22 protein-coding genes and 1 pseudogene are annotated in these 19,871 nt (G+C 67.4%); 11 read left to right on the top strand and 12 right to left on the bottom strand.

Annotated features, from left to right (window positions below; genetic code table 11):
- Window positions 1-797, top strand: a 797-nt coding sequence (locus tag ACFDTH_RS12695) for a radical SAM protein (protein WP_375287903.1), incomplete at its 5' end; no start/stop codon positions are given.
- Window positions 798-973: 176 nt separating this feature from the next.
- Window positions 974-1,198: a hypothetical protein gene (locus ACFDTH_RS12690; protein WP_375287902.1), complete on the top strand. Its 225-nt coding sequence runs from the start codon at window positions 974-976 to the stop codon at window positions 1,196-1,198.
- A 206-nt stretch (window positions 1,199-1,404) separates the two neighbouring features.
- Here ACFDTH_RS12690 and ACFDTH_RS12685 read toward each other — a convergent pair whose 3' ends face one another.
- Genes ACFDTH_RS12685 through ACFDTH_RS12675 form a run of 3 tightly spaced genes read right to left on the bottom strand, consistent with a single transcriptional unit; the run spans window position 1,405 to window position 4,113 of the window.
- Window positions 1,405-2,235 (bottom strand): alpha/beta fold hydrolase, encoded by an 831-nt coding sequence (locus ACFDTH_RS12685; RefSeq protein ID WP_375287901.1) that lies wholly within the window; start codon window positions 2,233-2,235, stop codon window positions 1,405-1,407.
- A gap of 58 nt (window positions 2,236-2,293) precedes the next feature.
- On the bottom strand, window positions 2,294-3,664 hold the full coding sequence (locus tag ACFDTH_RS12680) for an FAD-containing oxidoreductase (RefSeq protein WP_375287900.1): 1,371 nt from the start codon (window positions 3,662-3,664) through the stop codon (window positions 2,294-2,296).
- Window positions 3,661-4,113, bottom strand: coding sequence for a DUF4126 family protein (locus ACFDTH_RS12675; protein WP_375287899.1), 453 nt, complete (start codon window positions 4,111-4,113; stop codon window positions 3,661-3,663). Before ACFDTH_RS12675 ends, ACFDTH_RS12680 begins: the two co-directional genes overlap by 4 nt.
- A gap of 167 nt (window positions 4,114-4,280) precedes the next feature.
- On the opposite strand from ACFDTH_RS12675, the gene ACFDTH_RS12670 reads away from it, so the two are divergent.
- Window positions 4,281-5,228, top strand: coding sequence for a hypothetical protein (locus ACFDTH_RS12670; protein WP_375287898.1), 948 nt, complete (start codon window positions 4,281-4,283; stop codon window positions 5,226-5,228).
- On the opposite strand, the gene ACFDTH_RS12665 is transcribed toward ACFDTH_RS12670, so the two are convergent.
- The 3 genes from ACFDTH_RS12665 to ACFDTH_RS12655 all read right to left on the bottom strand — a co-directional run bounded on the left by ACFDTH_RS12665 (window position 5,214) and on the right by ACFDTH_RS12655 (window position 7,283).
- The gene (locus ACFDTH_RS12665) at window positions 5,214-5,627 is read right to left on the bottom strand and encodes a hypothetical protein (protein WP_375287897.1); all 414 of its coding nucleotides are present in this window, start codon (window positions 5,625-5,627) and stop codon (window positions 5,214-5,216) included. The genes ACFDTH_RS12670 and ACFDTH_RS12665 overlap by 15 nt on opposite strands.
- Window positions 5,628-5,770: 143 nt before the next feature.
- A complete protein-coding gene (locus ACFDTH_RS12660) occupies window positions 5,771-6,655 on the bottom strand; it encodes an NAD(P)H-dependent oxidoreductase (RefSeq protein WP_375287896.1) in 885 nt (294 codons plus the stop codon).
- A gap of 106 nt (window positions 6,656-6,761) precedes the next feature.
- Window positions 6,762-7,283 carry an SRPBCC domain-containing protein gene (locus tag ACFDTH_RS12655; RefSeq protein WP_375287895.1) on the bottom strand — a complete coding sequence of 174 codons (522 nt, stop codon included), beginning with the start codon at window positions 7,281-7,283 and terminating at the stop codon, window positions 6,762-6,764.
- 252 nt (window positions 7,284-7,535) lie between these two features.
- On the opposite strand from ACFDTH_RS12655, the gene ACFDTH_RS12650 reads away from it, so the two are divergent.
- A complete protein-coding gene (locus ACFDTH_RS12650; protein WP_375287894.1) occupies window positions 7,536-8,429 on the top strand; it encodes a LysR family transcriptional regulator in 894 nt (297 codons plus the stop codon).
- A 232-nt stretch (window positions 8,430-8,661) separates the two neighbouring features.
- Here the strand turns inward: ACFDTH_RS12650 and ACFDTH_RS12645 are convergent.
- The 4 genes and pseudogenes from ACFDTH_RS12645 to lepA form a co-directional block, all read right to left on the bottom strand.
- Window positions 8,662-8,856, bottom strand: a pseudogene (locus tag ACFDTH_RS12645) (elongation factor 4); the annotation flags it as partial.
- 8 nt (window positions 8,857-8,864) lie between these two features.
- Entirely contained in the window at window positions 8,865-9,137 is a 273-nt protein-coding gene (locus ACFDTH_RS12640; RefSeq protein ID WP_375287893.1) for a type II toxin-antitoxin system RelE/ParE family toxin, read from the bottom strand.
- Entirely contained in the window at window positions 9,128-9,322 is a 195-nt protein-coding gene (locus ACFDTH_RS12635; protein WP_375287892.1) for a stability determinant, read from the bottom strand. The genes ACFDTH_RS12640 and ACFDTH_RS12635 overlap by 10 nt, the downstream gene beginning before the upstream one ends.
- A 148-nt stretch (window positions 9,323-9,470) precedes the next feature.
- A complete protein-coding gene (gene lepA / locus ACFDTH_RS12630; protein WP_375287891.1) occupies window positions 9,471-11,267 on the bottom strand; it encodes a translation elongation factor 4 in 1,797 nt (598 codons plus the stop codon).
- 306 nt (window positions 11,268-11,573) lie between these two features.
- On the opposite strand from lepA, the gene ACFDTH_RS12625 reads away from it, so the two are divergent.
- The 6 genes from ACFDTH_RS12625 to ACFDTH_RS12600 all read left to right on the top strand — a co-directional run bounded on the left by ACFDTH_RS12625 (window position 11,574) and on the right by ACFDTH_RS12600 (window position 16,991).
- On the top strand, window positions 11,574-12,533 hold the full coding sequence (locus ACFDTH_RS12625; RefSeq protein WP_375287890.1) for a CsgG/HfaB family protein: 960 nt from the start codon (window positions 11,574-11,576) through the stop codon (window positions 12,531-12,533).
- Between the two features lie 94 nt (window positions 12,534-12,627).
- Window positions 12,628-13,746 (top strand): hypothetical protein, encoded by a 1,119-nt coding sequence (locus ACFDTH_RS12620; protein WP_375287889.1) that lies wholly within the window; start codon window positions 12,628-12,630, stop codon window positions 13,744-13,746.
- 7 nt (window positions 13,747-13,753) lie between these two features.
- Complete coding sequence (locus tag ACFDTH_RS12615) at window positions 13,754-14,830, top strand: DUF3616 domain-containing protein (RefSeq protein ID WP_375287888.1); 1,077 nt, start codon at window positions 13,754-13,756, stop codon at window positions 14,828-14,830.
- A gap of 102 nt (window positions 14,831-14,932) precedes the next feature.
- Entirely contained in the window at window positions 14,933-15,265 is a 333-nt protein-coding gene (locus ACFDTH_RS12610; RefSeq protein WP_375287887.1) for an ArsR/SmtB family transcription factor, read from the top strand.
- Between the two features lie 11 nt (window positions 15,266-15,276).
- The gene (gene arsC, locus ACFDTH_RS12605; RefSeq protein ID WP_375287886.1) at window positions 15,277-15,705 is read left to right on the top strand and encodes an arsenate reductase (glutaredoxin); all 429 of its coding nucleotides are present in this window, start codon (window positions 15,277-15,279) and stop codon (window positions 15,703-15,705) included.
- Window positions 15,705-16,991: an arsenic transporter gene (locus tag ACFDTH_RS12600; protein ID WP_375287885.1), complete on the top strand. Its 1,287-nt coding sequence runs from the start codon at window positions 15,705-15,707 to the stop codon at window positions 16,989-16,991. Before arsC ends, ACFDTH_RS12600 begins: the two co-directional genes overlap by 1 nt.
- Before the next feature lie 92 nt (window positions 16,992-17,083).
- On the opposite strand, the gene ACFDTH_RS12595 is transcribed toward ACFDTH_RS12600, so the two are convergent.
- Entirely contained in the window at window positions 17,084-17,812 is a 729-nt protein-coding gene (locus tag ACFDTH_RS12595) for a c-type cytochrome (RefSeq protein WP_375287884.1), read from the bottom strand.
- 104 nt (window positions 17,813-17,916) lie between these two features.
- Between ACFDTH_RS12595 and ACFDTH_RS12590 the strand changes: the two genes are divergently transcribed.
- Window positions 17,917-18,810: a prephenate dehydratase gene (locus tag ACFDTH_RS12590; protein WP_375287883.1), complete on the top strand. Its 894-nt coding sequence runs from the start codon at window positions 17,917-17,919 to the stop codon at window positions 18,808-18,810.
- Window positions 18,811-18,826: 16 nt separating this feature from the next.
- Here the strand turns inward: ACFDTH_RS12590 and ACFDTH_RS12585 are convergent.
- On the bottom strand, window positions 18,827-19,871 hold a 1,045-nt coding region (locus tag ACFDTH_RS12585), incomplete at its 5' end, for a type I secretion C-terminal target domain-containing protein (RefSeq protein ID WP_375287882.1).

The following is a 19,871-nucleotide window of genomic DNA, read 5'->3' as shown; positions in this document are numbered from 1 at the left end:
ACCTGTCCCCCGGCCTCGACTTCGAGACGAAGCTGTTCGCCAAGCCCGATGCTGCGGCGCTGCTCCGCGCCGAACTGTCGAAGCGCAGCTACACCTGTGCGCCGATCGCGATGGGCACCAACACCGATCCCTATCAACCGATCGAATCGGACTGGCGCATCACCCGCAGCGTGATCGAGGTGCTGGCGGAAACCAACCATCCGCTGGTCATCACCACCAAGTCCGATCGAGTCGTCCGCGATATCGACCTGCTCGCGCCGATGGCGGCGAAGGGCCTGGTCGCGGTCGCCATCTCGGTCACCTCGCTGGTCCCGAAGATCGCGATGACCATTGAGCCGCGCTGCCCGCATCCCGAGCGCCGGCTTAAGGCGGTCCGCATGCTCACCGACGCGGGCATCCCCACCTTCGTCAATATGGCGCCGGTCATCCCCGCGATCACCGACGACGAGATCGAGGCGGTGGTCGGCCGCGCGGCGGAGGCCGGCGCGTTGGGCGTCTCGTTCATCCCGATCCGCCTGCCCTGGGAGGTCGCGCCTCTCTTCCGCGCCTGGCTCGACACGCACTTCCCCGAGCGCGCCGGCAAGGTGATGGCCACCATCCAATCGCTGCGCGGCGGGCGCGACAACGATCCGAACTTCGGCACCCGCATGCGCGGCCAGGGCGTCTGGGCAGAGCTGCTCCGTACACGCTTCCTCCTCGCCCGCAAGAAGCATGGGATCGACCGCAACAGCGAGAAGATGCAGCTGCGCACCGATTTGTTCAGGCCGCCAAGCGGACCGCAGGGGGAGTTGTTTTGAAGGTTTAGCGGCCCTCATCTACGCACGCTTCCCCGGCGAAGGCCAGGGCCCAGCATCGAAACGCCCGCGACTGGGCCCCTGCCTTTGCCGGGGAAGCGGTCAGTTGGATTGGATCAATGTCCGCTGGACCCTGGCCGCCGGCCGGCGCGTTCAACCCGCACCGCAAGGAAGGTGACATGACCGATCGCGACCGCACCATCGACAACAACACCACCGGCGGCAGCCGCGAGCAGATCCAAGAGGACACCGCGCCCGAGAGCGAGGCGGGCCGCACCTCCAGCAGCACCATCCGCCGCCAGGGCGGCAGCAACCTGGGCGCGGGCACCGGCAGTGGCCCGGGCACGGGCACCGGCGGCATGGCCGGCGGTCAGCCCAGCCGCAGCGCCGCCGACCGCGGCTGACCGCTCACCCGCGTCATGCCGCGAGCAGGTGCCGCCAGCGAGGATGTCATCGATCCGCCCCTCACCCGTCATCCCGCGAAAGCGGGGACCCATCTCCTGCGGCCGGCTCCCTCGCAGCCGTCGTGATCGGGACTGAGCGGCGGAGATGGGTCCCCGCTTTCACGGGGATGACGGAGGTGGTGCCGTAGCGACTTACCCTCTCAGTCCTACCCCCGCACGAACGCCAGCAGGTCCGCATTCACCACATCGGGATGCGTCGTGCACATCCCATGCGGCAGCCCCTCATAGGTCTTGAGCGTGCCGTTCTTCAGCAGCTTCGCCGAGAGCGGCGCCGAATCGGCGTAAGGCACAATCTGGTCGTCGGTGCCGTGCATCACCAGCACCGGCACCTCGATCGCCTTGAGATCCTCGGTGAAGTCCGTTTCCGAGAACGCCTTGATGCAGTCGTAGTGCGCCTTGGCGCCCCCCATCATCCCCTGCCGCCACCAGTTGCGGATCACGCCCTCGTCCACCTTCGCGCCCTCGCGATTGTAGCCGTAGAAGGGGCCGCTCGGCACATCGAGGAAGAATTGCGCGCGATTGGCGACCAGCGCCGCGCGAAAGCCGTCGAACACCTCGATCGGCAGCCCGCCGGGATTGGCTTCGCTTTTCACCATCACCGGCGGCACCGCGCCGATCAGCACCGCCTTGGCCACGCGACCCGGCTTGGCGCGTGCGACATAATGCGCCACCTCGCCGCCCCCGGTCGAATGGCCGATGTGGATGGCCCCCTTCAGGTCGAGATGGTCGGTCAGCGCCGCGACATCGGCGGCATAGGTGTCCATCTCGTTGCCCGTGTCGGTCTGGGTCGAGCGGCCGTGCCCGCGCCGGTCGTGCGCGATCACGCGATAGCCCTCGGCCAGGAACACCATCATCTGGTTGTCCCAATCGTCGGCGGAGAGCGGCCAGCCGTGATGGAACACGATCGGGGTCGCGTCCTTGGCGCCCCAGTCCTTGTAGAAGATCTGCGTGCCGTCGCTGGTGGTCACCATATTCATCGTGCCTGCTCCCCATCAACCCCGCGGCGCATATCCGCCCGATGTTACAGATGATTGCTCACGCCAGTCCGCCCGCGACCGTCGGCAGCAGCTCCGCGACGGTGGGATGGATCGGCATCGTCCGGGCGAGAATGTCGGCATCGCCGCCCGCCGCCATCAGGTTGAGCACGGCGTGGATCGCCTCGTCCCCGCCGGTGCCCAGGATCGCCGCGCCCAGGATCGCGCGCGTGTCCGCATCGGCGACGATCTTGATGAACCCGAGCGTCTCCGCCTTCTCCACCGCGCGGCCGACCTGCGTCATCGGCCGCGTCGAGACGAGTACGCGCCGCCTCGCCGCCCGCGCCTCCGCCTCGCCCATGCCGACGCGCCCCAACGGCGGATCGACATAGAGCGCATAAGCGGGAATGCGCTGCGCCAGCGAACGGTACTCACCATCGAGCAGGTTCGCCGCCAGGATCTCGAAATCATTATAGGCGGTGTGGGTGAAGGCACCGCGCCCGTTGCAGTCGCCCAAGGCCCAGATGCCGGGCACGTTGGTCTCCAGCCGGTCGTTGACGGTGATATAGCCGCGTGCGTCGGTCGCCACGCCTGCCATGTCGAGCGCGAGATCGTCGGTATTGGGCCGCCGCCCCACCGCCAGCAGCACATGACTGCCGATCACGCTCGGCGGCGCCTCAGCGCAGTCGACATGCACCTCGACGCCCGCGCCATGCGGCGCCAGCCGGATGCACTCAGCACCCGGCCGCACCGCGATGCCCTCGCGCTCCAGGATGCCCCGCACCGCGTCGGAAATGTCGGTATCCTCGCGCCCGATCAGCCGCGCGCCCTTCTCCACCACCGTCACCGCGCTGCCGAACCGGCGAAACGCCTGCGCGAACTCCAGCCCGATATAGCTGCCGCCCACCACCACCAGATGCTCGGGCAAAGTCTCCATCGCCAGCAGGCTGCTGTTGGTTAGAAACGGCACGTCGTGCACGCCCGGCATGTCGGGCACCGCCGCTCGCCCGCCGACGTTGATCGCGATCCGCTCCGCCACCAGCACCGCCTCGCCCACCTGCACCGTCTTGGGCCCGGTGAAGCGCGCATGGCCGGTGAAGACGGTGCACCCCGCCATGCCGCGCAGCCAGTCCTCGACGCCCGCGCGCGCCTCCGCCGAGATCGCCGCCGCGCGCGCGTGCACCCGCGCCATGTCCACCCGCACCGGCCCGGCATCGAAGCCATAGACGGCGCCCCGCCGCGCCGCCTGCGCGGCATAGGCGCTCGCCACCAAGGTCTTGGTCGGCTTGCACCCGGTATTGACGCAGGTGCCGCCGAACAGGTGGCGCTCAACCAGCGCCACGCGCAGCCCCGCCGCGGTCAGTCGCCCGGCGAGCGGCGGCCCCGCCTGCCCCGCGCCGATGATAATCCAATCGAAGCGCTGGAGGGTCACGCCGCCATCACGATCAGCGCCGCGCCCGCGATCGCCACCACATCCTCGATCAGCGCCGCCGGCAGGTCGCGCCCGAACGCCGCCGCCAGCCGAGCCCGCGTCGCCGCGCCGCCCAAAGTCCCCGCCACCGCGCCGAGCGCCCCCAGCGCCGCGCCTGCGGTCGCGCCACCGACACCCAGCAGCGCCGCGCCGCACACCGCGCCTGAGACAACACGGGTGGCGAACTGCACCGGCACCTTGCGGCTCGGCGTGCGCGGCAGCTGGTCGCTCACCAGTTCGGCGAGCGCCAGCGCGCTCAGCAGCCACGGCGCCCAGCTCGACCCCAGGAAGGAAAGCCACCCGCCCGGCGCGATCAACCCCAGATGCGCGCCCCAGCTCACCGCCGCCAGCGGCACCATCGCGCGCAGGCCGGCGACACCGCCGATCAGAAATGCCAGGATGAAAGCCACGTCCCGCCCCCGTCGCTCACCCGGCCCGCCGATCTGCCCCCATACGCGGCACGGCATGGCCGGGGCGGACGCTACACCCTTTCGCTGGCGGAATGAACACCCAAGTGCACGCCCAAGCATCACGCCGCACTTTCCTACAACGAACCATATGGGTTACACACCCACCCATGCAGCACTGGACCCCAACGCCCGCCGCCCAGCGCGACCTCGTCGCGTTCGAGCCCGTTCCCCGCAAATACCGCTATGACGGCTGGACGGCGGAGCGGCAGCGCGCCTTCATCGCCGCGCTGGCGGAGACCGGCTCGGTCACCGCCGCCGCGCGCCGCATCAACATGAGCAGCGAGGGCGCCTATTACCTGCGCCGCCAGCCGCAGGCAGAGGGCTTCCGCCAGGCCTGGGCCGCCGCGATCGCCAGCGGCGCCCAGCGCCTCACCGACATCGCGATGGACCGCGCGATCGAGGGCGTGCCCGTGCCCGTCTTCCACAAGGGCGAGCAGGTCGGCGAGAAGCGCGCCTACAACGATCGCCTCCTCATGTTCCTGATGCGGCACCACCTGCCCGGCCAATACGCGCCCAACATCGCCCGCGCCGCCGACGTGCCCGGCGCCGACGCGGAGCACGCCGTCACGGAGGAGGAAGCCGCGGAAACCGCGGAATGGCTGCGCCAGGTGCTCCACCGCTACGCGCTCAAGGTCCGCGCCGAGCGCCGCTACCGCCTCGGCGGCGACGTGGTCGCCGCGGACTTCACGCTGCGCCAGCTCACCTATATCGAGCTGGTGCTCGATCTGGGCGGTCGCAGCCAGGAGCTGCTCGATCTCTACACCGGCACCGACGATCGCGACGAAACCGGCGCGGACCTGCAATGCAGCTGGATGAGCGCCGAACTGGACCGCCTCCGCCGCGCCATCTGGGACGCCCGCGACGAGCCCCACGGCCCCACGCTGGACCTGCGCCCGCACGCCCAGCCCCACGCCATGATCAACGGCGCCACTCTCGCCGATCGCAGCAAGGCCCGCAAGGAGGCCGAGCGCCGGATGGCGGAAGCGCAGGCGTTGTGGGAGGCGAGCGCGACGGAGGAAAGCTGGGCGCGCTTCAGGCACTCAGCCGAATGCTGATCGCCGCCTCGGAAGCGCGCCCCGGCCGACGACCGCGCGGGCAAGCCGCGCGTGTCGATCGACGACGCGGCTTTGCCGCGGCGGCAGGCAAATTGTGGGTCGGGAGCCAACCGGAGGCTTTCGGGTGGACGATCGTTGAAAGGTGCCGCCGATGAGCGCGGCGGGTAGCCGGCGGCTACCGACCAGGTATCGCCGTTCCTCTGTGACGACGTGAAGGTCCGGATCTAACAGGAGCTGCCGATCAACGTCGAACAAGTGCTGTGCTAGATCAAGATCCTCCGCCGCGATCACCGATAGCTTGCCGGCCGCCGCCACGTCCGGCCGGCCCAGCACCTGCGCCGACACGAAACGCTGCCCCACCGCGGCGTGCGCCGCCGCCAGCCTGGCGGTGAGGTCCACGCTGATCGTGCTGCAAGAGATTGTCGGCGATGCCCGAGCCCATCTGCCCGAGCCCGATAAATGCTACATCCACTTCTAGCTCCTCAAGCTCCGAAGGCGCCTGCGATCTGAGTTGACCAACCAAGCGACATCGGCGGTGCTCGTTAAGCGCCGACCAGATCGGCAAGGTGCGCGGCGAGGCCCGTTTGGCCCGGCGCAACATGATCGGCCATGGTGTGGCGATCGGGGAAGTCGCCGCCGTTTTGCAAACGGAAGGGAATCGGCGTGTCGGTGAAAAGCCCGGCGAGACGCACACGCCATGCCGCCTTGATCGCCTCCACTTCCTCCGCCGTGGAAACGTGACCCGCGCCATAGACCGCGTGCGTCGGGAGCACGTCCATGCCGGGGTAAAACAGAGCGCCATGGGTCAGCGGGAACAGCAGTTGCTCGATCGGCCCGTTGATGCCCCGCGGGCCGTAATCGGCAGGTGGGCCGCCGGCCTGCACGTTGACCAGCGCTCGCTTGCCTTTGAGGATGCCCTCGCCAAAGCGGAACTCGTTGGAGCCATTCTGATAGCCGTAGGCAAAGCCGAAGGCATAGACCCGCTCTATCCAGCCCTTCAGGATCGCAGGCACGCCGTACCACCACAGCGGGAACTGCAGGATCACAGCATCAGCCGCGAGCAGCTTCTGCTGCTCGACAATCACGTCGGGCGTCTGATGCCCGCTTGCGTAAGCATGGCCCGACTCCATGATGAACGACAGCCGTTCGGGGTTGTCACGCACTGGAAAGTCATCGGCGTCGTACACCGCCTTCCACTTCATGCCGTAGAGGTCCGAATGGATCACGGTGTGCCCCGCTGCCGACAACGTCTCAGCGGTCACGTCGACCAACTGCCGTGTCAGCGAAGTGGGTTCGGGGTGCGCGTAGACGACAAGAACTTTCATGATGATCTCTTCTCGATAGTTGGGGAATACCAATATTCGGCAGGAACACCCGCGCGCCGAACAGGTTGGGGAAGGGGAAAGGGGCGCGGCCGATTCGGCCATGGCCACCATGCCTCCGATGCTCGACATGGTAGTGCTGAGCAGACAGCAACAGGATCGTGAAGTTGGCGGCGCTGCGGTCTGCGGTGCCGCGATTGCCCTTCGGCTTCTAGCGGCCCTCGCCTGCCGTGTCGCGAGCTGCGGCCGTTAGCCCGTCGAGCCATTCCTGATGACCGTTGAGCATGGGATTTGGCCGGGTCGTCGCCATGTCCTTGGCCGGCGCGCCGTTCTGCGTCTCCTGCGTCAGGATGCGGACACGGCCGCCGCCCAAGTTCTCAATCAACCAGGCGTGGTGAACGTCCAGGCGGGTATCTCCCTCGCCGGCCCAACCGTGCCATGCGACCCGGCCAGGCTCCTCGCCGGCCGGGGCAACATACTCCACGACCTCGGCCTCGATCGGGAAGCCGAACGTTTCGAAGTAGAAGCGGCGGCCGAGTGCAAGCGTCGGGCCGTCGCCGTCATGGAAGCGGACGTTAGCGCTATTGGCATAGTAGCTCGGCCAGCGCGGCGCTTCGGCGAGGAACGGCCATATCTCGGCGGCGGTCAGTCCGGCGACGATCGCCTCGTTTGTGGTGAAATTGTCGGCATGGCCGGGGACATACCCTTGCGGCCATTCGATCGCGTTCATCATGGTATCTGGTTCCTTGCCGTAGTTCGTCTCGTCGCCGGCCCGTCCCCGCCGGGGCGGGTGGGTAGCGTTGTGAGCAATAAGTCCGCGCCCAATCAGGCTCCCCGCGTCCTGGTAAGCCTGGATAGCTTTCATAGGCGAACTGGTATCCGTGCCGTCGATTGAAGCGCTGCGGGATTAACCCCGCTACGAGCCTAGATGGTGCGGCCACCTTGAGTCTTGAAATCGAACGTTTTACGTGTCGTTATCGACGTGATGGATACCAGGAACCTTGATCTCGGACTTCTCGTGACGCTTGAGGCCCTGCTTGCGGAGCGTAACGTCACACGCGCTGCGCGCCGGCTGAACCTCAGCCAGCCTGCTTTGTCCGCACGGCTGGCGCGGCTCCGCGAAGCGCTGGGTGATCCGCTCCTGATCCCGGGCCAGCGCGGAATGATCCTGACCCAGCGCGCACTCGAGATGATGCAACCACTGCACGAGGCACTGGAGGGTGTTCGCCGCGTCGTCGAGCAAGGAGCAACGATCAATCCGGAGACCCTGCGTGCCACCGTGGTGATCGCGGCGAGCGACTACGTCCAGTATGCGCTGCTGGCACGCTACTCGGTCGCCTTGCGCGCCGAGGCGCCGATGATCCGCATCGCCTGGCGGGCGCTCGACGTGATGGCACTCACGACACAGTTGGAGCGTGGCGAGGTGGATCTGGCCTTGGCAACGCCCCAACACGCGCCGGCGGCGATGCGCCAGCGCCGGCTCTACGAGGAGGAGTATATGGTCATCGCGCGACAGGAGCACCCAGCCGTGCGGGGTGCCCTTGATCTGGACTTGTTCTGCGCGCTGGACCACGTTGTGGTTTCACCTCAGGGCGGCGGCTTTGCCGGGCCCACCGATGCGGCGCTTGAGGCGATCGGCCGCCGTCGTACCGTCGCCTTGTCCACGTCGGGCTTCCTGATCGTACCGGAGATCGTGTCACGATCCGATATGATCGCGCTAATTCCACGCCGGATCGCAGACGGTTGGTCAGACCGGGTGCAGGTGCTGGAACCGCCGCTCCACATACCCGGATTTCTCATCGCCAGTATCTGGCACGAACGCACGACCAACCATCCAGCACAAAGCTGGCTGCGTGACAGGCTCGCTGGGCTGGCGTGACGTTCCGCCCAACGTACGAAAGACCGGGCCTATTTTCCCAAAGCACGTTCCTCTCGGCACGCCCGCGAACGGCAGTTCTTGGTTGATCCCGCCGTTTGACGAGACCTGTGCCGATAGCGGACTTGTCCCAGCTCCGGTTATTCGAGCCACCGCTCCAGCAGAAATATGAACGACGGCTCTTCGGTGCGCGGACGCCCGAGCTGAACGGCTGGAATAGGGCGCTAAGCCCGCCTCACCCCTCATCACCCATCCTGAGCGCCGCGATAAACGCCTCCTGCGGGATGCTCACATTGCCATATTCTAGCATCCGCGCCTTGCCCATCTTCTGCTTCTCTAGCAGCTTGCGCTTGCGGGTGGCGTCGCCGCCGTAGCTTTCAACGGTCACGTCCTTGCGCATCGCGCTGATCGTCTCGCGCGCGATCGCCTGCATGTCGGTCAAGGATACTGACGCCGGCTATGCAACACGTTCACCACCTCGATGGCGTCCGCCGCCACTCGGTACACGAGGATGTAGTTCGGGTGCACCACTGCCTCTCGGGTGCCAGGCACCCGGCCACGCCGGTACATGAACGGATGATCGGGCAAGCGCTCGGCGCACGCCTCGATATCAGCCTGCAAGCGCCGTGCAGCCGAGACATTCCGCTCGCTTATGTAGCTGATGATCCCCTTTAGGTCGTTTAGCGCGGTGCCGCGCCAGATCAGTCGCAAGCACGCCGGCCTTCACGATCATGCCGGTCGATGATCGCGCGCACCTGCGCCATCGCCTCGTCATGCGCGACACCCGGCAGTCCGTCCGCGAGCGAGGCAGCAACCTTCGCGCGGAACCAGCGATCATACGCCTCGGCATCCTCGGTAGTCTCGAACTCAGAGACGATCGGCGACAGCTCGTTCATAAGGTCAAGGTACGCCTGCGACGCCCGAATGCAACTGCCCGCGCCGCGTCGTCGATCGACACGCCCGGTGTGTCCGGGCGGTCGTCGGCCGGGCGCGACGCTGGTCTTCGCCTAGCGCCCGTATCGCGGCGCGATCCGCTCGCTAGCCTCAAGCGTCGTCGCCCATCCGCAACGCCGCGATAAACGCCTCCTGCGGGATGCTCACATTGCCATATTCCCGCATCCGCGCCTTGCCCTTCTTCTGCTTTTCCAGCAGCTTGCGCTTGCGGGTGGCGTCGCCGCCATAGCATTTGGCGGTCACGTCCTTGCGCATCGCGCTGATCGTCTCGCGCGCGATCACCTTGCCGCCGATCGCCGCCTGGATCGGGATCTTGAACATGTGGCGGGGGATCAGTTCCTTCAGCCGCTCCACCATGCCCCGGCCGCGCACCTCGGCGGTGGCGCGGTGGACGATCATGCTGAGCGCGTCGACCGGCTCCTCGTTCACCAGGATGCCCATCTTGACGAGGTCGCCCTCGCGATAGCCGATCTGGGTGTAATCGAAGCTGGCATAGCCCTTGGACATGCTCTTCAGCCGGTCGTAGAAATCGAACACCACCTCGTTCAGCGGCAGCTCGTATTTCACCTGCGCGCGGCCGCCGACATAGGTCAGGTCCTTCTGGATGCCGCGGCGGTCCTGGCACAGTTTCAGCACGCTGCCGAGATATTCGTCGGGAACGTAGATCGTCGCCAGGATCCACGGCTCGCTGATCTGCGCGATCTTGTTGGGATCGGGCATGTCGGCGGGATTGTGCAGCTCGATCTGGCCGCCATCATGCGTCAGCTCGATCTCATAGACCACCGATGGCGCGGTGGTGATCAGGTCCAGGTCGTATTCGCGGGTCAGCCGCTCCTGGATGATCTCCAGGTGGAGGAGGCCCAGGAAGCCGCAGCGGAACCCGAAGCCGAGCGCGGCGCTGGTCTCCATCTCGAAGCTGAAGCTGGCGTCGTTGAGGCGCAGCTTGCTGATCGATTCGCGCAGTTTCTCGAAGTCGTTGGCGTCCACCGGGAACAGGCCGCAGAACACCACCGGCTGCACTTCCTTGAAGCCGGGCAGCGCCTCCTTGGCGGGGCGCTTCACGTCGGTCAGCGTGTCGCCGACGCGCGCCTGCGCCACGTCCTTGATCTGCGCGGTGATGAAGCCGATCTCGCCGGGGCCAAGGTCGGTCAGCTGCTCGATCTTGGGGCGGAAACAGCCGACGCGGTCCACCAGATGCTGGGTGCCCGCCTGCATGAAGGTGACCTGCTGGCCCTTCCGCAGCGTGCCGTCGATCACGCGGACGAGGATGACGACGCCCAGATACGGGTCGTACCACGAATCGACCAGCATCGCCTTGAGCGGTGCGGCCGGGTCTCCCTTGGGTGCGGGGATGCGTTCGACGATCGCGTCGAGGATCTCGGTGATGCCGATGCCGCTCTTGGCGCTGGCCAGCACCGCGCCGCTGGCGTCCAGGCCGATCACGTCCTCGATCTCGGCGCGCACCTTCTCGGGCTCGGCCGCGGGCAGGTCGATCTTGTTGATCACCGGCACGATCTCATGGTCGTGCTCGATCGACTGATAGACGTTGGCGAGCGTCTGCGCCTCCACCCCCTGCGCCGCATCGACCACCAGGAGGGCGCCCTCGCACGCGGCGAGGCTGCGGCTGACCTCATAGGCGAAGTCGACGTGGCCGGGCGTGTCCATCAGGTTCAGGACATGGCCCTTCCATTCCAGGCGCACGGTCTGCGCCTTGATGGTGATGCCGCGCTCCTTCTCGATCTCCATGTTATCAAGGACTTGCTCGCTCATCTCCCGGTCGGAGAGCCCGCCGGTGGCCTGGATCAGCCGGTCCGCGAGCGTCGACTTGCCGTGGTCGATGTGCGCGATGATCGAGAAATTGCGGATCTTGCTGATGTCGGTCGCCATGATCGCCGCGCGTTAGCAGGCACGTCGCGCCTTGCGAAGGCTTCGGCGCACGGAGGTCGCACCCGTCGCGCCCGGCGCGACACGCCGCCGCAACCCGCTACCGGCGCGCCATCACTTCGCAGGAACACGATCATGACCTACCGCCACCACATCCTCTCCCTCGCCGCTGCCCTGATGACCGGCAGCCTTATGCTCACCAGCGTCGTCGCGTGACGCTGGATCGCCCGCGGCGTCGGTGCTACCGTCGCGCGCGGGGTCGCAGGCGGGGCACATCCGCCGCGTGAGATGTCCAACGGGGAGTTCGAAATGATCAGGGGAGTATTGCTCGGCGCGGCCGGCGTCGCAGCACTGATGAGCAGCGGGGCCTATGCGCAGGCGCGGCCCTCGGGCACGCAGAAGACGCAAGCGCAGATGATGCAGGACGTGCCGCGCTGCGTGCGCAAGCTCGGCACCATCTCGGTCGTCGACGGCGACGATCCCTCGGGCTGGACGCAGTACAGCCTGGCGCCGCCGCAGAAGCTGCTCAAGGTGCTGATCCAGCGCTCGGGCTGCTTCAACCTGGTCGATCGCGGCTCGGGCCTCCAGGCCGCGCAGCTCGAGCGTGGCATCGGCGGCGATCTCGGCCTTCAGCGCGGATCAAACGTCGGCCAGGGCCAGATCAAGGCGGCGGACTATGTCCTCGTCGCCGAGGTGCAGGCGGCCAACCGCAACTCGGGCGGCAGCGCCGTGGGCGGCGCGATCGGCGGGCTGATCGGCGGCCGGTTCGGCGCGCTGGCGGGCGGGATCGGCAGCCGCAAGATGGAGGCGAACACCGTCCTGTCGATCACCAACGTGCGCACCACCGAGACGATTGCGGTGACGGACGGCTATGCCGCCAAGAACAGCATCAGCTTCGGCGCGGGCGGCGGCACCGGCTTCCTGGGCGGCGGCCTGGGCGCGGTCGGCGGCGGGTATGACAACACCGATATCGGCCGCATCGTCACCCTCGCCTTCATCCAGGCCTATGCCAAGATGGTGAACGAGCTTGGCCTGGTAACACCGGGCGACGCGGGCACCGCACAGGCGGCGCCAACCAAAACCTTCACCGCCCAGGCGCCGGTCGCCATGCGCGTTGCGGCGCTCGCCACCGCCAAGGCGATCCGCACGCTGCCGCCCGGCGCGATCGTCTATCCCACCGGCAACAAGAACGGCCTGTGGTGGGAGGTCGCCGACGAGAACGACAATGTCGGCTGGGTGCTCAACACCAAGCTCGCACCGTCGATGTAACGTCCGCTCCGGCGATTGAATGCGGCGGGCGCCGGTGATACCGGCGCCCGTCCCCGGCTCGTGGGGTCCCTCCCCTCCGGCTGGAAGCTTTCCGATGACGCGACGCGCAATCCTGCACATCGGCACCGAGAAGACCGGCTCCACCAGCATCCAGCAGTTCCTCGCGCGCAACCGCGACTGGCTGGCCGCGCACGGTTTCCACTACGCCAAGGCGCCCGGCTCGCCGAACCACACGCGGCTGTTCAGCTACGCGGTCTCCTCTCCCGCGCTCGCTTTCACCGTGCGGACCGCAGAGGAGCACGAGGCGCTGCGCACTCGGCTGGAGGCCGATCTCGCGACGGAAGTGGAGGCGAACCCGGGCAAGGTTTTCCTCTTCTCCAACGAACATTGCCACAGCCGCCTCTACGCGCCCGAGGAGGTGGAGCGCCTGCGCGCCCTGCTCGCCCGCCATTTCGATCGGGTGGACGTGCTCGTCTATCTCCGTCGCCAGGACGAGCTCGCGGTCAGCCTGTATTCCACCCTGCTCAAGGCGGGTACCAGCGGCCGCGAATTGCTGGTCCGTCGCCCGGTCCCCAGCCTTCCGGTCGGCTCGCCCGAGCAGACGCTCTACTATGACTACGAAGCGCTGCTCGCGCGCTGGGGCGCTGCGTTCGGTGCCGAACGGCTGATCGTGCGCCGCTTTCCGCAGGACCTCGTCGCCCGCTCGATCATCGACGACGTCTGTCATGTCGCCGGCCTGCCCACGCCCGAGCACCGGCCCGAGCGCGCGAATGAATCGCTCCGCCCGGAGTTCCAGGAATATCTCCGCCTGATCAACCCGCACCTCAAGGTGCAGCAGGGCTCGACCCGCGGCGAGATCGTCCGCGTCCTGTCCGAACTCGGCAAGGGGAACGGGCGCCTGCCCGCGCGCGGGGCCGCCCGCGCCTTCTTCGATCGCTTCCGGGACAGCAACGAGGCGGTCCGCGCGGCGCGCTTTCCCGACGCGGCGACGCTGTTCGACGAGGATTTCAGCCGCTACCCGGATGCCAGCGCCGCCGCCCCGATCGGCGTCGACACGGTCGCCCGCATCACCGCGGAGGTGCTCCGCCAGATGGCGCTCGATCTTCAGGACCTGCGCGGCGGCGGCAAGGGTCCCCGCCCCCGCCGCGCCGGCGGCGGCAGGATGCGCGGCCGCAAGCGGCAGGCCGGAGCAAAGGCGCGCGCTGGCGATTGAGCCGGGCATGACCCAGTCCGCCTGGCATGCCTGGCCGCGCTCCGCCCGGCCCAAGAAGACCGCGCTACTCCGCTTCGGAGAGGCGAAGACCCGCAAGGGTCTGCGCAACCTATCGGCCGCCGCGCGGATCGACAGCTCGCTGTTCCTCGGCGCCGACGAACATGGTGGCATCGACCGCCTCACCCACCGCGGTCAAAGCGAATGGGCAGGGCACCGCCGCTTCGAACTTGCCAATCTGCTTCCACTCGCCGATCCCGACGCGGAAGTGGACATTGAGGGCCTGGCGGTCGGCGACGGCTGGCTTTGGGTGCTCGGCAGCCACGCACGCACCCGTGCCAAGCCGGAGAAGCTGCCCGGCGAGTGCATCGATCTTGATGCGCTCGCCGACCTCAAGGACACCCGCGCGCGCTGCCTGCTCGCCCGCCTGCCCTTGATCGAGGACAAGGATGGCTGGACACCCGTCGCCGCCGACGGGGAACGCCGCGCCGGCATGCTCCCGCAGGACGCCACTGGCAATGCGCTCGCCCGCGCGCTCGCCGACGATCCGCTGGTCGCCCCATTCACCCGCATCCCCGCGAAGGAGGGCGGGCTCGACATCGAGGGGATCGCGGTCTGCGGCAGCCGCGTCGCGCTCGGTCTGCGAGGCCCGGTGATCGGCACCCACGCGCTGCTTCTCGAACTCGACCTCGCCGTGCGGGACGACGGTACCCTGGCAATCGCACATGGCCCGGTCCGCCGCCTGCTCGCCATGGAGGGCCTCGGCATCCGTGATCTCAAGCGACTTGGCGACGACCTGCTCGTCCTCGCCGGCCCCACCACCGGTCTCAGCGGCCCCTGCGCGATCTATCGCTGGTCCGGTTGGGCGACCGACCCTGCGCGCGACCCGCACAAGGTCCGCCTCCACCGCCCCGAGCGCGTCCTCGACCTTCCCTTCGGCCGCGGCTGCGACCACCCCGAGGGTCTCGCCGCCTGGCGTACCGCCAAAGGCAACACGCGCGTTATGGTTGTCCATGACAGCCCCTGCGATGACCGCGTCGATGCCGACGCGCGCACGATCGTCGCGGATGTGTTCGCATTAAGGTAGCTCAGCGATCGCCTTTCATCCCGCGCGATGCTGCGGGGGTCCGATACAAATCCGAGTCACTTTACCGCTGGCCCTCATCCATATATCGTGTATTCCAGATATATGGATGATAGTTCCGCTCTCGTTGCGCTTGCCGCGCTCGCGCAACAGAAGCGCCTCGACGTATTTCGCCTGCTGGTACACCACGAACCCGCCGGGCTGGCCGCGGGTGAGATAGCGCGTCAACTTCATGCACCGCAAAACACGATGTCGGCACATCTCAGCACCCTGTCACGGGCAGGTTTGGTCCGATCCGAACGACATGGCCGTTCAATCATCTACCGCGCCGATCTGGATGGCCTGGGCGCACTGACGGTCTTTCTCGTCAAGGATTGCTGCGCCGGCAATGCGCAACTGTGCGCGCCGTTGCTGGTCGAACTTACCCGCTGCAACTGAGGGGTAGCACCATGGCAATCGATATCATCCTCTATCACAATCCGGGGTGCGGCACCTCCCGCAACACCCTCGCCCTCATCCGCAATGCCGGAATTGAACCGCACGTCATGGAATATCTCAAGACTCCGCCGTCTCGCGCTCTCCTGGTCGAGCTGATCGGACGCGCGGGAATCTCGCCACGGCAACTGTTGCGCGAGAAGGGAACCCCGTACGAACAGCTGGGCCTACACGACCTGTCTTTGTCAGCCGATGCCCTGGTGGACGCGATGATCGCGCATCCCATCCTTATCAACCGGCCGCTCGTGGTTTCACCGCTCGGCGTGAAGTTGTGCCGGCCTTCCGAGTTGGTACTCGATCTGCTGCCAAAGCGACAGCAAGGCGCGTTCGCCAAGGAAGATGGTCAGCAGGTGGTCGATGCATTGGGCCGTCGCCTAGGCTGATGCTGCTCGCCGCCCTGATCTTCATCGCCACGATCACCCTGGTTATCTGGCAGCCCGGGGGTCTCGGGATCGGCTGGAGCGCAATGGGCGGCGCCGTCGTGGCGCTGCTCGCGGGCGTCGTCACGCTGTCCGACGTACCCTTGGTGTGGGGCATCGTCTGGAACGCCACCACGGCGTTCGTCGCGATCATCATCATCAGCCTGCTGCTTGATGATGCCGGCTTCTTCGAATGGCTGGCGTTGCATATCGCGCGGTGGGGAAACGGGCATGGTGACCGCCTCTTCGTTCTGATCGTCCTGCTCGGCGCGGCGGTTTCCGCGTTGTTTGCCAACGATGGGGCGGCGCTGATCTTGACTCCGATCGTGGTCGCCATGCTCCGAGCGCTCGACTTCGACGAGCGAGCGACCCTCGCGTTCGTCATGGCGGCAGGATTTGTCGCAGATACGGCCAGTCTGCCGCTCGTCGTTTCGAATCTGGTCAACATCGTGTCGGCTGATTTCTTCAACATTGGCTTCGGTGAGTTTGCCGCCGTGATGGTGCCGGTCGATCTGGTGTCGATCGCTGCGACGCTGGGCGTACTGCTGCTGTTCTTCCGACGTGACATACCGAGATACTATGACCTGCGGGCGCTCCGCGCGCCGCGTGCCGCGATCCGGGACGTCGCGACCGTCCGCGCCGGATGGGTTGTCCTCGGATTTCTTCTCGCCGGCTTCTTCCTGCTCGAACCGCTTGGCATACCGATCAGCGCCGTCGCTGCGGCGGGTGCGATCGCTCTCCTGATCGTAGCCAACCGGGGCCAGATGATCGACACGGGCAAGGTGGTCCGGGGTGCGCCATGGCAGGTCGTGATCTTCTCGCTCGGCATGTACCTTGTCGTCTATGGCTTGCGGAACGCGGGATTGACGGATCACCTCGCGGCGCTCCTAGGGCACATGGCGCAAGGCGATGTGTGGGCAGCGGCACTGGGAACGGGCGTCGTCGCTGCCTTCCTGTCGTCCGTGATGAACAACATGCCGACCGTGCTGGTCGGCGCGCTATCGATCGACGCGACCCCTGCGACTGGAACGGTGAAGGAGGCGATGATCTACGCCAACATCATCGGTTGCGATCTCGGTCCGAAGCTTACACCGATCGGCTCGCTTGCGACGCTGCTTTGGCTCCATGTTCTGGGCCAGAAGGGTGTCCGGATCGGATGGGGCCGTTACTTCAGTATCGGGGCGAAACTCACCCTACCCGTATTGCTGATCACGCTTGCTACGCTCGCGCTACGCATCACGATGGCGTGACCCGCCCGCTCTTCGAGGAATAGCATTCTGCCTGCCCTCGCGCCGATAAGGTCTCGCCGGAGCGGCACCATATGTCTGCCCGCACTCCGGGCTCAGTTCCCCCGGCCTGCCGCCTCGCGTGCCGCATTTGGATCCACCGAAGGCGCGCCACTTGCCGGCGTACCGGTGTTGGCGATGTCGCCGGTCGCGCCGCGCACATCGCTTTCTACCGCGTCCACCGCATTGGCCGCGCCCGGCGCAGCGCCATCGCCGCCCGGGGCCGCGCCACCTTCGGCCGGCGACGCGCCCGCTGCTGGCGCCGCCGGCAGCGGCAGGTTCGATCCCTGCTGGTTCAGGTACAGGATCACATTGGCGCGGTCCTGCGGGTTGGAAAGGCCCGCGAAGGTCATCTTGGTGCCGGGGGCGAATTTGCGCGGGCTGGTCAGCCAGGCGTTCATCTTCTCCCAGTCCCAGGTGCCGCCCACCTTCTTGAGCGCATCGGAGAAGGCGAAGCCTCCCTTGCCGGCTGCCAGCGCCTCGCCCATCGTGGCGTAAAGGTTGGGGCCCACGCCGTTGGCGCCGCCCTGGTTCACGGTGTGGCAAGCCGCGCACTTCTTGAACACCTCGGCGCCCTTGGCGGCGTCGGCGCTACCGAGCAGGCTGGCGATCGGCACCTCAGCAGCGGCGCCGCCGGCGCCCTCTTCCTCGACGCCTTCGATCACATAGCCCATTTTCTCGGGCCGCTCGCCATGGAAGATCATCCCGCCCACGATTGACAGGCCCAGCGCCGCGCCGCAGCCTGCCAGCACCCAGCCGGCAATCGTGTTCGTCCGATCGTCCATATTCTGTCTTATGCCCCTGAAACCGGATGGCATCCCATAGAAAAGGGATTCGACCGCCGCAAGCACGCTTGAGGCGTCGGGTCTCCCTCCGTAACGCCCGGTCGATGACCGAAGATTACGCCGCTCCCGCCCGCCCTCTGGTGGCCGCCATGTCCGACGCGGCCGCCCGGGAACCGGGCCGCGCGGTTTCCTTCCAGGGCGCGCCGGGTGCGAACAGCTATGTCGCGGTCGGGGAGGCGTTCCCGGAGGCTCTGCCCCTGCCCTGCTTCTCGTTCGACGATGCGATAGACGCGGTGAAGTCCGGTCAGGCTGATTGCGCGATGATCCCAATCGAGAACTCGCTGCACGGGCGCGTGGCGGACATCCACTTCCTGCTGCCCGAATCGGGACTGGTCATAACCGGCGAGCACTTCCTGCCGATCCGCCACGCGCTGATGGGGCCGGGCACGCGCGACCAGGTGCGCGAGGCGATGAGCCATCCGCAGGCGCTGGGCCAATGCCGCCACTGGCTGAAGGCGCACGGCATCCGCCCGCTCGCCTATCCTGATACCGCGGGTGCCGCGGCAGTGGTGGCGGAGCGGGACGATCCTTCGCTCGCAGCACTGGCGCCGCCCGCCGCTGCCGCGCTCTACGGCCTGAACCTGCTCGCGTCCGACATCGCCGATGCCGAGCACAACACCACCCGCTTCGTGGTGCTGGCCCGCGGCGGGCGCCCGCCAGTGGGTGACGGGCCGTGGATGACCACCTTCATCTTCGAGGTGCGCAACGTGCCCGCCGCACTCTACAAGGCGATGGGCGGCTTCGCCACCAACGGCGTCAACATGACCAAGCTGGAAAGCTACCAGCACCGTGCCAGCTTTGCTGCGACCGAATTCTACTGCGACGTCGAAGGCAAGCCGGGCGATCCCGCCTTTGACCGGGCGATGGAGGAACTGGGCTTCCATTCCAAATGGGTGCGCGTGCTCGGCACCTATCGCCAGGCACGCACGCGCGGCTGAGCGGTGGCGGCGCGGATCAGGCGGGGGCGCCGATCGCAATCGGGTCGAAACCGCCGAAGTTGAAGGCGGTAAGGTCCGCCAAAGCGGTATCCTCCAGCCGCAGCACCGCCTCGAAGCCGAAGGCGCTGCCGCCGGCGTCGCGGTCGATCTCGATCAGCGTGTCGGCTCCTACGGAGTTCAGGCGCGCATGGCCGGTAAAGGGATCACTTCCCGCCGCAAAGCCCACCGCTTCCGCCGTCAGGAAGGCGCGCAGGTCGATCCGGTCACCATTGTCGCCAGCAGCGAAGTCCGCGATCACCGGCACCGACCAGCGTGGCGACAGCGCCGCGGCGGTCTCCAGCCTTACCGTGTCGACGCCGCCGCCCAGCACCACACGCACGCTCGCGGCGCCCAGCGTGATGCCGGCCAGATCCTCACCGCTGCCCAGGCTCAGTTCGAAACGGCCCGCGCCGCTGACGTGCGCCGCATCCGCATCGGCACCGCCATTGAAGGTGAAACGGTCGCGCGCGCCCGCCGCGCCCGCCATCGTCGCCACGTCGTCACCAGCGCCACCAAAGATTCGCGTGGCACTCACGGTGCCGCCGGGCCGGTATTGGTAGAAGGAATCAGCCCCGTCACCGCCCATCAAGCGATCGTTACCGCCCGCGCCGCCGCTCAGGAAATCGGCGCCGTCGCTGCCGATCAGCAGGTCGCTGTGAAGGGATCCGTCGACCTGCTCGAAGCCGGCCAGCGTGTCCTTTCCTGCCCCTCCGGTGTCCTGCGCGCTTCCGGCGCGCCGCAGGTCCACCGTCACCCCCGCATGCGCATCCTCATAGCTGACCACATCGAAGCCGACGCCGCCGTCCAGCCGGTCGTCGCCGCCACCCCCGACGATCCGGTCCCCGCCCTCGCCACCGGTCAGGATGTCGTCGCCCATACCCCCCGCGAGCATGTCGCCCAGCCTTCCACCGATGATCGCGTCGCCCCCCGCCCCGCCATGGAAGCGAACGATTTCGACTCCGGTGATCGTACCGATCTGGCGGCCGTCCGCGGTGATCGCGGTCTGCGCACGGGCGTTACTC

This window comes from Sphingomonas sp. (genome assembly GCF_042096255.1).
Taxonomy (GTDB): Bacteria; Pseudomonadota; Alphaproteobacteria; order Sphingomonadales; family Sphingomonadaceae; genus Sphingomonas.
Note: the sequence above shows the minus strand (reverse complement) of the source record. Positions and strands in the feature narration are given on the sequence as shown.